At 54.2% G+C, this 14,967-nt stretch carries 9 protein-coding genes, 1 tRNA gene, 2 rRNA genes and 1 pseudogene (1 of these 13 cut by a window edge); 3 read left to right on the top strand and 10 right to left on the bottom strand.

All coding sequences use genetic code 11. From position 1 onward, the window contains the following. Positions 1–10 precede the first annotated feature (10 nt). Positions 11–1,132 (top strand): histidinol-phosphate transaminase, encoded by a 1,122-nt coding sequence (gene hisC, locus RMR16_RS19755; protein ID WP_320197325.1) that lies wholly within the window; start codon positions 11–13, stop codon positions 1,130–1,132. Beyond that, complete coding sequence (locus RMR16_RS19750; RefSeq protein WP_320197324.1) at positions 1,129–2,550, top strand: FAD-binding oxidoreductase; 1,422 nt, start codon at positions 1,129–1,131, stop codon at positions 2,548–2,550. The genes hisC and RMR16_RS19750 overlap by 4 nt, the downstream gene beginning before the upstream one ends. A gap of 154 nt (positions 2,551–2,704) precedes the next feature. On the opposite strand, the pseudogene gfa reads toward RMR16_RS19750, so the two are convergent. The 7 genes and pseudogenes from gfa to RMR16_RS19715 form a co-directional block, all read right to left on the bottom strand. Then, positions 2,705–3,275, bottom strand: a pseudogene (gfa, locus tag RMR16_RS19745) (S-(hydroxymethyl)glutathione synthase). A gap of 121 nt (positions 3,276–3,396) precedes the next feature. Further along, positions 3,397–4,524, bottom strand: coding sequence for an S-(hydroxymethyl)glutathione dehydrogenase/class III alcohol dehydrogenase (locus RMR16_RS19740; protein ID WP_432355087.1), 1,128 nt, complete (start codon positions 4,522–4,524; stop codon positions 3,397–3,399). Between the two features lie 43 nt (positions 4,525–4,567). Continuing rightward, positions 4,568–5,254, bottom strand: a complete 687-nt coding sequence (locus RMR16_RS19735) for an ABC transporter permease (RefSeq protein WP_320202237.1) — start codon at positions 5,252–5,254, stop codon at positions 4,568–4,570. Positions 5,255–5,258: 4 nt separating this feature from the next. Then, positions 5,259–5,966, bottom strand: a complete 708-nt coding sequence (locus RMR16_RS19730; RefSeq protein WP_320202238.1) for an ABC transporter permease — start codon at positions 5,964–5,966, stop codon at positions 5,259–5,261. Between the two features lie 153 nt (positions 5,967–6,119). Beyond that, positions 6,120–6,914 carry a transporter substrate-binding domain-containing protein gene (locus RMR16_RS19725; RefSeq protein WP_320202239.1) on the bottom strand — a complete coding sequence of 265 codons (795 nt, stop codon included), beginning with the start codon at positions 6,912–6,914 and terminating at the stop codon, positions 6,120–6,122. 83 nt (positions 6,915–6,997) lie between these two features. After that, entirely contained in the window at positions 6,998–8,965 is a 1,968-nt protein-coding gene (locus RMR16_RS19720) for a DUF2817 domain-containing protein (protein WP_413786062.1), read from the bottom strand. A gap of 146 nt (positions 8,966–9,111) precedes the next feature. Beyond that, positions 9,112–10,152 (bottom strand): aromatic ring-hydroxylating dioxygenase subunit alpha, encoded by a 1,041-nt coding sequence (locus tag RMR16_RS19715; protein WP_320202240.1) that lies wholly within the window; start codon positions 10,150–10,152, stop codon positions 9,112–9,114. Positions 10,153–10,275: 123 nt separating this feature from the next. On the opposite strand from RMR16_RS19715, the gene RMR16_RS19710 reads away from it, so the two are divergent. Next, positions 10,276–11,202 (top strand): LysR family transcriptional regulator, encoded by a 927-nt coding sequence (locus RMR16_RS19710; RefSeq protein ID WP_320202241.1) that lies wholly within the window; start codon positions 10,276–10,278, stop codon positions 11,200–11,202. 586 nt (positions 11,203–11,788) lie between these two features. On the opposite strand, the gene RMR16_RS19705 is transcribed toward RMR16_RS19710, so the two are convergent. The 3 genes from RMR16_RS19705 to RMR16_RS19695 all read right to left on the bottom strand — a co-directional run. Beyond that, positions 11,789–11,865, bottom strand: a tRNA-Met gene (locus RMR16_RS19705). A 214-nt stretch (positions 11,866–12,079) separates the two neighbouring features. After that, positions 12,080–12,194 (bottom strand): 5S ribosomal RNA (gene rrf / locus RMR16_RS19700). A gap of 259 nt (positions 12,195–12,453) precedes the next feature. Next, positions 12,454–14,967 (bottom strand): 23S ribosomal RNA (locus RMR16_RS19695); it runs 380 nt beyond the window's last position.

The following is a 14,967-nucleotide window of genomic DNA, read 5'->3' as shown; positions in this document are numbered from 1 at the left end:
GGATTTGCCCATGGCCGACACTATCACACTCAATCCGAACGTCGCCGAACTGCCTCCGTACAACGCTGGTATGAACATCGCGGTTGCGCGCAGCAAGACCGGCTTGACCGACATTGCCGCACTGGCCAGTAATGAGAACCCTTATGGTTGTTCGCCCAAGGTTGCCGCCGCGTTGGCAAATCTCGACCCATCTCGCTATGCAGATCCAGCCTGCGCGATTTTACGCGGTGCGCTCAGTAGGAAGCTTGATGTTGCCGAAAACCGCATCGTCATCGGAAACGGCTCCGAAGAGATGATTGCTGCCGTCTGTCGGGCCGTGTTGCAGCCTCTTTCTACCGTCGTTACCATTACGCCGGGTTTTGGCCTTCATGAAATCGAGCCTCGTGCAAACGGTGCTAAAATCGTCAAAATCCCGATGACGAAAGACCTGCGGTTTGATCTGGAGGCGGTTATAGAAGCTCTGCGCGAAAAGCCTTCGATCTTTTTCATCTCTTCTCCATCTAACCCCGTGGGACCAGCACTGGATGGCGCTCAACTGGGTCGCCTCATTGCCGCTATCCCACCGGAAACGCTGCTTGTTTATGACGAAGCCTATTTCGAATTCTGCGATGAGCAGACCCCTGACGGGCTGAAGGTATTGGCTGACAACGGTATTTCCTACGTTGTGCTTCGAACATTTTCGAAGGCCCACGGCTTGGCGGGCCTGCGGGTCGGCTATGCCGTTGCTTCGGATGAGCGTCTGGCGCAAGCCATGTCTTCGGCAAAAACGCCTTTCAACGTCAATGCTGCCGCGCAACTGGCAGCAGTCGCCGCACTAGATGACGAGGATTGGATGCGCCAGTCGGTGGCAAGCGTTGTCGCTGAGCGCAAACGTCTGACCGAAGAAATTCAGTCGATTGGATTGTTTGTTCCAGACTCGCAGACGAACTTTCTGTTCATCGACGTTGAGTGTGACAGCACAGTCGCATTTGAGCACTTTCTGGCCCACGGCATCATTGTCAAACCGTGGAAGGAGCCAGCCTTCGCATCCTTTATCCGTGTGACGGTTGGCCTGCCTGCGGAAAACGATCGCTTTATCCATGCGTTGCGCTTGCTGAAAGGTGAGCTTCCTATGGAAAAAGCCGCATCATGACAAATCGGACGATGGCCGTAGCAACGGATGCGTTTGACGTATTTCTCGAAGATCTTACGCAAACCATAGGTGGCGCAAACCTGAAACGGGGCGATGCCATTACCAATCTGGACTATGGTGTAACGCCCGCAAACTTTGGCGCGACGGCAATCGCGCTTCCATCGACGACGCAGGAAGTCGCGGCAGTTGTGCGAAGCGCGGTTGCGCATGGCATATCCATTGTGCCGCAGGGAGGACGAACCGGCCTTGTAGGCGGAAGCACTTCCTCCCCCGGCCAAATCGTAATTTCCACAGCGCGGCTGAACCATGCTGTGGAAGTCTACCCTTCGGAGCGTGTCGCCGTTGTCGAGGCTGGGGTTACCCTTCAGGCACTTCAAACTGCCGCATTAGAGCATCATCTCGAACCGGGGATAGACCTGCCGTCGCGGGGCTCTGCGACGATAGGCGGCATGGTTTCGACCAATGCAGGTGGGATTTCGGCATTTCGTTACGGCGTGATGCGGCATCGCGTTCTGGGTCTTGAAGTCGTGTTGCCGGATGGTTCGATCTACTCGGACCTCACACGCGTCGTCAAAAATGCGGCGGGATATGATCTCAAGCACCTGTTTATTGGCGCGGAGGGAACGCTTGGCATTGTTACGAAAACTGCCATCAAACTGGAGCCTGTTCCGGCGGCAACCGCGACGGTGCTGCTCGGACTTCCTTCGGTGGAGGCCGCCCTTGATGCAACACGGCTTGGACTTTCGGTTCAATATGGCCATATGCGTGCGGCTGAGGCGATATGGAACTCGTTCTTTTCATTGACCGCGGGCGAACATGCCTGGTCTGCGGCAGATTTTGCACCAGATTGCCCCGTCAATCTGCTTCTTTCGCTGGGTGGCGGAGAAGAGGAACAGCTTCAACTGGAGCTTGGCCGTATTTACGAGGAACTGGCCGAAAAATACCCCGACATCTCAGCCATTATTGCCACCTCTCAGGCGCAGGAAGCGGAGTTGTGGCGCTTGAGAGAAGACACGGACCTCATCTATCGCAAATACCCATCCGCCCCCTCCTTCGACGTGTCTGTTCCGCTGTCGGAGGTAGAACGCTATGTGGCGCGCTGCATTGCGCAACTGCGATCTATAGATCCGGCGTTCGATCCTTACGTGTTCGGACACATTGCCGATGGCAATCTGCATATTGTACTCAACGCTGCGGGGGAAGATTTGACGCCTGAGAAGATAGCGGCTGTCGAAGCGGTCCTTTATCGTGATCTGACCCAATCAGGCGGATCGTTTTCGGCAGAACACGGCATCGGTTCCAAGCGCATTCACGCGCTGCGTGAAACGTCTGATCCGGTTAAATTTGCTCTCATGACGCAAATCAAGGCTGCGATTGACAGTCAACATAGGTTCAATCCGGGCAAAGTTATCGACTGAAACAGAAACGCCGCGCTCCAACGGAACGCGGCGTTTTGAAGTCGGCTTGGGAGATTTTTAGAGCATTGCCACCTTTCTCCGAAACGCGAAAACGCTCTATCTATTTGTTTTAACGGATTACGCAAAACCGCTTCGCACTTTTGCTGGAAATGCTCTAGCTCGCCAGAACGCCATTTTTCTTGGCAGTCCAAGTCGCGATGTAGTCCATCAGCGCCGGGGATAGGCAATCATAAGGCTCAAGCCCGCTGCTCTTCAATGTTGCTCTGACATCAGCCATTCCGTCTGGTGAGTAACCGGCTTCGATGATCGATGACACGAATGCGGCAAAGCCCGGTTGCGCCCAGCCCTTTTCTTCAAACCGCTCGGGATGAATGAAGCTCAGTCCCTTGAACGGATGGTCGCGTTCAACAGGTCCGTGCATGTGAACGCCACATTCGGTGCAAGCATGTCGCTGGATCAAGGCCGAGGCATCAACCACGGCCAGTTTGTCGCCGTTCTCCAGCACTTCAACATGTTCGGCAGGCGCAACGGCCACCACCGAAAAGGCCACCCCCCGGCTTCCAGCATTTGGTGCAACCGCAGGCGTGGTTGTGAGCGATATCGCCCTTCACACGCACCTTAACAGGCCGGGAGGTGCATTGGCACACCAGCGTGCCACCGGAAAAGGATGCATCCGTTGCCCGGTAGTTGGAATCGACGATGGGATGGATGGAAATCGCAGTCATTATAAGGCTCCTCCCTTATAGGCCTGTGCGGAATGCGTCGGCCATTCTGTCTTCAACCAGCGCACCCTCTGCTATTGCCAAGGGCGCGCCATGCGCGTTGTTTCAGAGATGATTTTTCTGATCAGTAGACTACCACACCACGGATGCTTTCGCCCGAATGCATCATTTCAAAACCGTGATTGATGTCTTCCAGCGGCATGGTGTGGGTGATCATCGGATCGATCTGGATTTTGCCTTCCATGTACCAGTCCACGATCTTAGGCACATCGGTGCGGCCACGCGCGCCGCCGAAGGCGGTGCCCATCCAGTTGCGGCCCGTGACAAGCTGGAACGGACGTGTGGAGATTTCCTGACCGGCACCGGCCACTCCGATAACGACCGATTTACCCCAGCCGCGATGCGATGATTCCAGAGCCTGACGCATGACCTTGGTGTTGCCGGTGCAGTCAAACGTGTAGTCCGCGCCGCCGATCGTGTCGCCGTTGCGCTTGGTGAGGTTGACGAGATAAGGCACGATGTCATCGCCGACTTCCTTCGGATTGACGAAGTGTGTCATGCCGAATTTTTCGCCCCAGGCCTTGCGGTCATTGTTGATATCGACACCGATAATCATGTCGGCACCGGCAAGACGCAGACCCTGCAACACGTTGAGACCAATGCCGCCAAGACCGAAGACGATGGCCGTCGAACCAATTTCGACCTTGGCCGTGTTGATGACGGCACCGATGCCCGTCGTCACGCCGCAGCCGATGTAGCAAATCTTGTCGAACGGCGCGTCGGGGTTCACCTTGGCCAGCGCAATTTCCGGCAGAACCGTGAAATTGGCGAAGGTCGAGCAGCCCATGTAATGGAAAATCTTGTTTTTGCCGATGGAAAAGCGCGAGGTGCCGTCCGGCATCAGGCCTTGGCCCTGTGTGGCGCGGATGGAGGTGCAGAGGTTGGTTTTACGGCTGAGGCACGAATAGCACTCGCGGCACTCCGGCGTGTAAAGCGGAATGACATGGTCGCCCTTTTTCAGCGAGGTCACGCCCGGACCGACATCGACGACAATGCCTGCACCTTCATGACCGAGGATGGCTGGAAACAGGCCTTCCGGATCTGCGCCCGAGAGCGTGAAATCGTCCGTGTGACAAATACCAGTGGCCTTGACCTCGATCAGCACTTCGCCAAAACGCGGGCCATCCAGCTGAACCGTCATGATTTCCAATGGCTTGCCTGCCTGAACGGCGACTGCGGCGCGAACGTCCATAGCGTAATCCTTTCAATTATCTTTATTCAATGCAGAGTGTTGCTTATCTCGCCTCATGCCGCATGAGGTGGTTTTCAAGCATACGGACAAGCGCAATGAGAGTGAGGTTAATAATGAGGTAAATGGCACCGGCCAAAGCAAAGACCTCAAAAATCGCAAAGGTCTGGCTCATCAAACGTTTTGCATATCCGGTGATCTCAAGAACGGTAATGGTCGATGCAAGGCTGGTGCCTTTGACGACGAGAACCAGTTCGTTGCCGTAGGCAGGCAGCGCCTGCCGAATGGCCAGCGGAAACTCGATACGGCGAAAGCTGAGGAACCGCGACATGCCGCCCGCCTTTGCAGCTTCCTTGAGGCCAGCCGGTATGGACAGCAACCCACCACGCAGGATTTCAGATGTATAGGCCGCCGTATTGAGCGCCATCGCCATGACAGCACACCGTGTACCATCGCTGATGATCCACCATGCAACGGCATTTCCCTTGATGATAGAAAGCTGCCCCAGCCCGTAGTAAAACAGGAACAGTTGAACCAGAAGCGGCGTTCCGCGAAACGCCATGCCGTAATATTTCGCAAAACCGGCAAGGAAGCGGTTTTGCGAAAGGCGCATCAGCGCAAGCCCAAGCCCGAGATTGAAGCCGATGGCGACTGACAGCACCGTCATGACAACGGTGGTCGATAGACCCTTCAACAGAAACGGTATCGCAGTTTCTAAGAATTCCATATCCATGGCGTTACTTCCTTGACCGCAGCTTGACCAAACGCTCTGCCGTATCGAAGCCAGCCTGGCTGATAAGAGTGATGACGAGATAAACCAGCGCCGCTATCAGGAAAAAGATCAGCGGGTTTCTCGTGCTACCAGCGCCAACAAAGGCGGCCCGCATTAATTCCTGCAAACCGACGACAGATACCAGCGCCGTATCCTTGATGGTGGTTTGCCAGACATTGTTCATGCCAGGAATGGCGATGCGCAGCATTTGTGGGACGATGATGCGCCTGAATATCCGCGTTCCGGGAATTCCCAATGCCCTTGCTGCCTCGATATGACCGGCAGGGATGGAGGCCAGCGCTCCGCGGATCACTTCCGTCGAATAGGCCCCGGAGATGGTTCCAATCGCGATAACGGCGATGATGAAAGCGTATCCCCTATCCGCAAGCTCTGCGTAACCGAACGCCGTCGCCACACGGGTTACGAATTCCACCGAGGAGAAAAACAGCAGATAGATGATGAGCAGTTCCGGCACACCCCGGACCAGCGACGTGTAAAGATCGATCACCAGCGTCAACGGGAAAATGCGCGCCCATTTTATGACGCCGCACAGAGTTCCGATTACCGCGCCAGCCATCATGCTGACCACGCCGACAGCGATAGTTATCGTTGCGCCATGCAAAATGGCTCCTACCCAGCCATCCTGCCAAATTCGGACTAGACCAAAATCCATTGGATTTGCCTTGGGTTTTGCTGGTTTACCGCCTTCTTAGCGTCGGTAGGGCATTGCCAGCATTTTTCGAGAATGCCACGTCACGCCAGAAGGGCGTGACATGCGACTGCCGTGGATGCCTCGCACTCTTTCTTAAAGCGCGAGGCGGATGTCTTAATTGCAGGGTCTAGAGATATCCATCTTGAACCACTTCTCGCTCGCTTTACCAATCGAGCCGTCAGCAACGAGATCACAGAGAGCCTTGTCGACTTTGGCCTTCAGCTCGGTGTTTTCCTTGGCGATACCGACACCGATGCCTTCGCCCAAGCTTGGGTCGTATTTGCTTTGCACCTTCACGTCCACGAACTGGAAGTCCTTGCCTTCAGGCTTGGCAAGAAAGTCCTGAAGTGCTGATGCGTCAGCAAAGGCAGCTTCGATGCGACCGCTCGCAAGGTCAATCTGCATATTGTCGAGCGTATCATAGGTTTTGAGATTGGCAGCTGGCACACGCTTTGTGATGAAGTTCGCGTGTGTCGTTCCGGTCTGAACACCGACGGTTTTGCCATCCAACGCCTTCAGCAAGGTATCGATGTCCTTGATTCCAGACAGATCAGAGCTTTTCGGCACAAGAAACATATTCGCAAGCTCGGCATAGCCGACAGAGAAGTTGATTTCCTTCTTGCGCTCCTGCGTGATCGACATGCCGGAGATGATGACGTCGAAACGCTTGGCTTTCAGAGCCGGGATCAAGCCATCAAAAGCCTGCACCACAAAACGGCATTTCATTGCCAGCTTCGTGCAGAGCAGATTTCCAACATCGGCATCGAAACCCGTCACGTTGCCGGAAGCGTCAGCCATGCTCCATGGCGGATAGGCACCTTCGGTTCCAATCGACAGTTGACCTTCGGCAGCGTGCGCCGTGCTAAAGCTTGCGAGGAGCAGAGCAAGTGAGACGATTTTCAGATTCATACGCGAATTCCCCTTTTGGTTTATTTGATTCGGTATTCAATATTCAGCCGGGCGTTATCCCGACACAGGCGATCGGCGGCAGATCAAAAAGTCCGGGACAGGAACTGACGCAGACGTTCTGATTTAGGATTGGTGAACAATTCCGCCGGGGTACTCTCTTCCTCCACCTTCCCTTGGTGCAGGAACAGAATCTTGTGGGACACCTCGCGCGCGAACTGCATTTCGTGCGTCACAAGGATCATCGTATTTCCCTCTTCCGCCAGTTGGCGGATAACACGCAGGACCTCGCCGACGAGCTCAGGGTCCAGTGCAGATGTCGGCTCATCCAGAAGGATGACTTTTGGCCGCATCGCCAGTGTTCTTGCAATTGCGGCGCGTTGCTGCTGACCGCCGGAAAGTTGGCCGGGATATTGCGCATGTTTTTCCGACAGCCCGACCTTCTTGAGAAGCTGGTGCGCATGTTCCACCGCATCCTGCTTGCGTTCTCCAAGAACATGGATCGGAGCTTCGATGATGTTCTCAAGAACGGACATGTGGGGCCAGAGATTGAAGTTCTGAAACACCATTCCGACGCGGGCGCGGATGCGCTCGACCTGGCGCATATCGGCGGGTAGCGAGCGACCGTCCCTGCCCGCTTTCATGCGTATTTCTTCGCCATCTACGACGATTGTTCCGCTGCTTGGTTGTTCGAGCAGGTTGATGCAGCGCAGGAACGTACTCTTGCCCGAACCGGAAGAGCCGATCATCGACACGACCTCACCGGGACTGGCGCTCAGCCGGACACCCGACAAGACTTCATGGGTGCCGAAGCTCTTATGCAGATCACGGACCTCAACGGCAGGCCGTTCGTTTTTTTTGACCGTCACAGGGACTGCCGGAGGCCAATCAACTGCCGGACTGTTCGTCTTTGCCGAAGCATTCTCTGCGCGAGAAAGAGTAACGGAACCCAACTCGCTCAAAGCGCGGTCGAAATAGCGCAAGCTCGTAGCCAGACAGTTGCGCTGCCATTCCGGGTCATCTGGAATGAATGCGCGTTTAAGCGTGGTCTTGATTTTTTGCCCAAGCGGCGTTTCGAGGCTGCCGAACAAATGCAACCAATTGTCCGCCCGCACGGCCTCCATGACCACCGAACTTTCAAGCGTTCCGCATTCAATGACCAGAGGCAAGACACGGCTACTCGGCAATGCCTTGCGCACAGCCGCGGAAACATAACCGGTTGCGGTGGCTGCTATTCCCGTATCCGTCGTTGCCTTATCGCCCGTCATCACGACCGAAAGCGCTGGACCAAACGTATTTTTTCCCCATGTCAGACCATCATGGTTCTCCTGTGCAACCGACAAAAGAGCAGGATAACCGTAGGGACCAGCCCCCGTATGCAGATCAAAAACGATAACGTCCGAGGCGTCCCTCGCAAATCGGCTCAAAATGTCGTTGAGGGTGCGGTTAGACCATGTCGGACCGCTGCCACCATAAAACATCCCATCAGGACAGTTATACTGCCCGGCTTCGACAACCGCCGCTATTCCTGCATCTCCACCAGCAGTTTGTTTTGCCTCGGAGAGTTTTTGGTCGGCGCGATCCCGATCTGGTCCGTCCCACTCTTTCCAAACGAACGCATCGTGAAGCGACGCATAGTTCTCGTTGTGCGGAACAGTGCCCTCCCAATCGATGAAGTTTCGGTTGAGATCGACATTGTCTTCGTTGACGCGGCGGCTCCAGGCTGTTCCCCATGGATTGATGAGGTGAATGAGCAGCACGGCGGTATTGGCGGGCAATTGCAGGGGAGTGTTGGCTGCAAGCCATTCCGCCTGACAGGCAGAGCCAAATTGTCCCTCGACGCCATGCGTACCCGACAGGATAACGAGCATTTTCGAGGCGTCGCGTTCTCCAATATAGGCTACATCGGTAAACAGAGGTTCGCCACCCGGCCCATGCAGCGGATGTTCATACTCGAACAGAGTGGCATTCGCCCGACGTGCAGCAGCAAGGAACCGCTGCCGCAATACACTGTAGTCGACAGAATATAGTTCAGGCTGCCTGATATGGCGCATGAGATTGCACTCCCGCTTTGACCGGGTCGGATTTTTCCGTACGCCAGTCTTCTGTTCCCAAGAATTATTCTTATTCGTCTCCATCTGATCTGAAGATCAGATGGAGATCGTTATGTTTTTAATCATTCAACTTCGCTGCGAACATCTTACTCCGCAGCAACAGCCTGCCCAATATTCTCTTGTTCAATCATCTGCGAGAGCTTGCGGCGGAAGCGGAGCGGTCCAACGTCAATCTTGAGGTCCAGATTAGGAGTGACCTTGTTTGCGATGCCGTGGTGAACCGCTTCAAGGACGACGCGGTCTTCCTCAAAGGCACCACGAACCGATTTTGCAAAACTGGCGGATACTTCCGGGTCATCCGGCGCGAAATTCCGCATCTGGAACCAGTAATATTTCGTGCGGTTCTCATCCACCGGCGTCATGAAGTTATAGCTATCCATCAGAAAGGTGTTTTCAGGCAAATCACGGCCTTCGCCGCCTGTGCCTGAAGGAGAGAAAATAGCCTTGATGATGGCGTTGCTCGGATAGCGAACTTCATAGTGCTGCTTGCGATCGCACTTGCCTTCGAATTGAAGGAACGGAGCGTAAAATGGAGCAGGGTCAGAATCCAGCATCCAGCGCCATACCGTCACACCGTCATCCTTGACCGTCGTTTCAAGCGGCGTTTCTTCGCAAGCCGAGCTGGCGAAAGACGACTGATGAACCCATGCGACATGCGATGGGTCAAGGAGATTATCCGTCATATAAAGGTAGTTGCAGTTGATCGTCATCGACTCGCCGCGATTGACGCCCCAAGTCGGGTCGCCGAAATGATCGACATGGAAAATATCTGCAGGATCAGCGTTTGCCGCATCACCCATCCATACCCAGACAAGGCCGTAGCGCTCTTCGACGGGATAGGAACGAACACAGGCAACATGCGGAATTCGCTCTGCACCCGGCACGCGGGTACAGGCGCCGGAACAGTCAAACGTCAGGCCATGATAACCGCACTCCACGTCGTCGCCCTTAATGCGCCCCATAGACAGAGGTAGCTTGCGATGGGGACAGGCATCCTCGAGCGCTGCCAGTTTTCCATCCTGAAGACGATAGAGAACGATGTTCTCGCCCAGCATCGTAACCGGCGTGAGGTGCCGCCCGATTTCGTGATCCCATGTGGCAACATACCAGGCGTTTTTGAGAAACATTTTCTTCTCCGGTTCGTAGTGCGATGGCACAGTATTTTCGCTGTTGGGCACGCAAACAAGCGGATTTCAGTTGTGTTCTTGTTTAGAAAAACTTAACAAAAGACGGAACCGGAGAGTAACAATATGGCCATGCCTCCCCTTCATGCACTGCAAGCTTTCGAAGCCGTAGGGCGATGTCGCACCATGGGCGTCGCCGCCAAAGAGCTTGGCGTTACACCCAGTGCCGTTAGCCAGCAGGTAAGAAAGCTCGAAGACCATTTGGGCGTTACCCTTCTTGAGCGCATCGGTCGGCGAGTGGAATTAACCTCGTGGGGCGTGCTGCTTCATAAGGAAGTTGCCAAAGGTTTCAGCCAACTCAACCATTCCGTCGATGTCCTTGAGCGGGCGCGCAGTCAAACGGGTATCGTGCTGACCGGCCTCAGTTCGGTCGTCAACAAGTGGATTGGCCGCAAAATCTTTGAATGGCAAACGCTTCACCCGGATGCCAACGTTCGGATTATAGGCAAGGATGACGAACCAAAACTGGCCGATGGCCAAAGTGATTTCCGTATCACGTACGGCAAAAGTGCCGAGGTCCATGCCCACTTTGCGCCGCTCTACACGGATTGGGTCGTACCAGCATGCTCGCCGCGCCTGCTGGGAACACAAAGTTTGGCGGAACCCGCCGATCTCTTAACGTTTCCCTTGCTCAATATCGAATGGGAATCACACTACAGCCGCCCACCGCAATGGAGCGAATGGGCAAAGCTGGTCGGTGCGACAGTTAACGAGAAACTTTCCGGCCTCTTCTTCGCTCTCTCCAGCAGCGCAATCGACGCCGCCGTGAACGGACACGGATTTGTGCTTGCACAGGTTTCGATGATTGAGGATGAGCTACAAGCTGGCACGCTCATCGTGCCTTTCGACATCCGCCTGCCCTTGCCCGAAAGCTACTACCTAGCTTGGGACCGAGCCGCATTTGAAAAGCCCTTTGGAAGAGAGTTTCATACCTGGATGATGGCGATAGCGAAAAAGCAGTCGGCAGCATCTTCCCCGAACAGTCGGTTTTGAAGTGTATTGCACCGAAGCGATGCAAGGCGGTTATGACCGTCTTGATGGCATATGAACCGGTGGCCTAAGAGAAATCAGCTAACCTCCGATATATTAACCGGTACTTTGCATTCCATTATCGCCTCACAATCGGGCTAAAGCGGATCAGCAACCCTGCGGCACGGGCAGGTTTGAGGATCAAGCTTGACTGTCACTGAACGGCTTTATTGTTGCGGGGCGCGCAAGTAAGCTCGGGAATTAAACGTTCATCAAGATCGATTCCATTCAAAGTTCCCTCGACTTTGTTGAAACCGGCAGTTTTAACATCTCTTGATCCACCAAACCAGGTTGAGACAAATTGCGCTCATTGAATTCTCACCTAGGAATTTCCGCATCGGTGCTGTTGCCGCTTTCTCTGCCCTGATGATCGTTTTGCTCTTTGCTTTTGCTGGGGTCTTGACGTTTGCATGTGGCAAGAGGAGGCTGGCGCTGCCCAATGAGTGGCGGCCTTGGAAGAGCTTATGGGAAGAGTTACGTCGATTGAAGGCCACGAACGCCAAAAGCCCCAGGAGGGGCTTTTTTGTTGGTCGTTTATTGTGGAATTATTTGGTTGCGGGGGCAGGATTTGAACCTGCGGCCTTCAGGTTATGAGCCTGACGAGCTACCGGGCTGCTCCACCCCGCGTTATAAGGTTTTTGCCGAAGGCAAATACCGTTTGCGTAAATCCTTTAGGATTTATGCCTGTTGCCGAGCAAATTGCGAAGCGATTTGTCTCGAGTAAGGACGCACTGCATTTCATTTCAAAAGCAAAAGGCCGCTTGATAGCGGCCCTTGGTATCGGCTGGGCCGAGGTATGTGATGAGAAGATGTTTTTGTTGTTTTACGTTGCGTTTTGCAGACCTGGCAGCGACCTACTCTCCCGCGTCTTAAGACGGAGTACCATTGGCGCTGGGGCGTTTCACGGCCGTGTTCGGAATGGGAACGGGTGCAGCCGCCCCGCAATAACCACCAGGTCGGCAAAACGCAACATATGTCCATGTTTTGGCATGGAAACTGTTGTTTCGAGAAGCTGGAGAACACGAGGTTCTTTTTTGTCTTAATACACGTCTCACTTGACCTATCCGTATTTCACCCTTGCTGCAGTGTGAGCGGGGCGTCCTACAGGACGATAGTCCGTCGCCAATCGTTTGGCGCGCCGTCCGCAGCGCCTTTGGCGCGTGAGGACAGAAGTCTCATCTTCATCTTCGATGAAGATGAACATAATCAATGGGAACGAAGAAGTCGATCGAGCTATTAGTAACGGTAAGCTTCACATGTTGCCATGCTTCCACACCCGTCCTATCAACGTGGTCGTCTTCCACGGCTCTGATAGGGAACACTCGTTTTCAGGTTGGTTTCCCGCTTAGATGCCTTCAGCGGTTATCCATTCCGTATATAGCTACTCTGCTATGCCCTTGGCAGGACAACAGATCCACCAGAGATACGTCCATCCCGGTCCTCTCGTACTAGGGACAGATCCTGTCAATATTCCTACACCCACGGCAGATAGGGACCGAACTGTCTCACGACGTTCTGAACCCAACTCACGTACCGCTTTAAATGGCGAACAGCCATACCCTTGGGACCTGCTCCAGCCCCAGGATGCGATGAGTCGACATCGAGGTGCCAAACAACCCCGTCGATATGGACTCTTGGGGGTCATCAGCCTGTTATCCCCGGCGTACCTTTTATCCGTTGAGCGATGGCCCTTCCACACGGGACCACCGGATCACTATGACCGACTTTCGTCTCTGCTCGACTTGTCAGTCTCGCAGTCAGGCTAGCTTATGCCATTGCACTCGACGACCGATTTCCGACCGGTCTGAGCTAACCATCGCGCGCCTCCGTTACTCTTTCGGAGGCGACCGCCCCAGTCAAACTACCCACCATACACTGTCCCGGATCCGGATAACGGACCGCGGTTAGACATCCACGAAGATAAGGGTGGTATTTCAAGGATGGCTCCACAAGAACTGGCGTCCCTGCTTCAAAGCCTACCACCTATCCTACACATGCCTTGGCGAATGCCAGTGTAAAGCTATAGTAAAGGTGCACGGGGTCTTTCCGTCTGACCGCAGGAACCCCGCATCTTCACGGGGAATTCAATTTCACTGAGTCTATGTTGGAGACAGCGGGGAAGTCGTTACGCCATTCGTGCAGGTCGGAACTTACCCGACAAGGAATTTCGCTACCTTAGGACCGTTATAGTTACGGCCGCCGTTTACTGGGGCTTCAGTTCAGAGCTTGCACCCCTCCCTTTAACCTTCCAGCACCGGGCAGGCGTCAGACCCTATACGTCGTATTGCTACTTCGCAGAGCCCTGTGTTTTTGATAAACAGTCGCTACCCCCTGGTCTGTGCCACCCTGACATACTTGCGTACGACAGGGTCACGCTTCTTCCGAAGTTACGCGTGCAATTTGCCGAGTTCCTTCAACATAGTTCTCTCAAGCGCCTTGGTATACTCTACCTGACCACCTGTGTCGGTTTCGGGTACGGTCTATACGGTGGAGCTATTTCCTGGAACCTCTTCGCCGCACATTCAATCCAATAAGAATGTACAACACACGAGATCCGTCACTACCACCAGGCCCACGAATATTAACGTGGTTCCCATCGACTACGCGTGTCCGCCTCGTCTTAGGGGCCGGCTAACCCTGCTCAGATTAACTTTAAGCAGGAACCCTTGGTCTTTCGGCGAGGGAGTCTCTCACTCCCTTTATCGTTACTCATGTCAACATTCGCACTTCCGATATCTCCAGGGGCCCTCACGGGTCCCCCTTCACAGACTTACGGAACGCTCCGCTACCACAGCACAGTCACTATAACTGTACTATCCTCAGCTTCGGTGCATGGCTTTAGCCCCGTTACATTTTCGGCGCAAAGACCCTTATTTAGACCAGTGAGCTGTTACGCTTTCTTTAAATGATGGCTGCTTCTAAGCCAACATCCTGGTTGTTTTGGGATCCTCACATCCTTTCCCACTTAGCCATGACTTGGGGACCTTAGCTGGAGGTCAGGGTTGTTGCCCTCTTCACGACGGACGTTAGCACCCGCCGTGTGTCTGCCGATTAGTACTCCTCGGTATTCGGAGTTTGGTTAGGATCAGTAAGACGGTGAGTCCCCATAGCCCATCCAGTGCTCTACCCCCGAGGGTATTCGATCGACGCACTACCTAAATAGTTTTCGCGGAGAACCAGCTATTTCCGAGTTTGATTGGCCTTTCACCCCTAGCCACAAGTCATCCCAATCTATTGCAACAGATATGGGTTCGGCCCTCCAGTTGGTGTTACCCAACCTTCAGCCTGCTCATGGCTAGATCACTCGGTTTCGGGTCTAATGCAACAAACTAAACGCCCTATTCAGACTCGCTTTCGCTACGCCTACACCTACCGGCTTAAGCTTGCTTGCTACACTAAGTCGTTGACCCATTATACAAAAGGTACGCCGTCACTCTTTCGAGCTCCGACTGCTTGTAGGCATCCGGTTTCAGGTTCTATTTCACTCCCCTCGTCGGGGTGCTTTTCACCTTTCCCTCACGGTACTTGTTCGCTATCGGTCATGCACGAGTACTTAGGCTTGGAGAGTGGTCTCCCCATGTTCAGACAGGATTTCACGTGTCCCGCCCTACTCAAGGACAATGAGTGTTCTACGTCTACGGGGCTATCACCCGCTATGGCCGACTTTTCCAAATCGTTCGACTTTATTCCTCATTGCCACTGGCCTGGTCCGCGTTCGCTCGCCACTAC

The sequence above is a fragment of the Agrobacterium sp. rho-13.3 genome (assembly GCF_033957765.2).
In the GTDB taxonomy this organism is placed as follows: Bacteria; Pseudomonadota; Alphaproteobacteria; order Rhizobiales; family Rhizobiaceae; genus Agrobacterium.
Note: the sequence above shows the minus strand (reverse complement) of the source record. Positions and strands in the feature narration are given on the sequence as shown.

What these genes read in the sequence shown, in the direction of transcription:
- RMR16_RS19725 (WP_320202239.1), bottom strand. Translation starts at nt 6,914, where the DNA reads ATGAATCTGAAAATCGTCTCACTTGCTCTGCTCCTCGCAAGCTTTAGC.
- RMR16_RS19735 (WP_320202237.1), bottom strand. Translation starts at nt 5,254, where the DNA reads ATGGATATGGAATTCTTAGAAACTGCGATACCGTTTCTGTTGAAGGGT.
- RMR16_RS19715 (WP_320202240.1), bottom strand. Translation starts at nt 10,152, where the DNA reads ATGTTTCTCAAAAACGCCTGGTATGTTGCCACATGGGATCACGAAATC.
- RMR16_RS19730 (WP_320202238.1), bottom strand. Translation starts at nt 5,966, where the DNA reads ATGGATTTTGGTCTAGTCCGAATTTGGCAGGATGGCTGGGTAGGAGCC.
- RMR16_RS19740 (WP_432355087.1), bottom strand. Translation starts at nt 4,524, where the DNA reads ATGGACGTTCGCGCCGCAGTCGCCGTTCAGGCAGGCAAGCCATTGGAA.
- RMR16_RS19720 (WP_413786062.1), bottom strand. Translation starts at nt 8,965, where the DNA reads ATGCGCCATATCAGGCAGCCTGAACTATATTCTGTCGACTACAGTGTA.
- RMR16_RS19710 (WP_320202241.1), top strand. Translation starts at nt 10,276, where the DNA reads ATGGCCATGCCTCCCCTTCATGCACTGCAAGCTTTCGAAGCCGTAGGG.
- hisC (WP_320197325.1), top strand. Translation starts at nt 11, where the DNA reads ATGGCCGACACTATCACACTCAATCCGAACGTCGCCGAACTGCCTCCG.
- RMR16_RS19750 (WP_320197324.1), top strand. Translation starts at nt 1,129, where the DNA reads ATGACAAATCGGACGATGGCCGTAGCAACGGATGCGTTTGACGTATTT.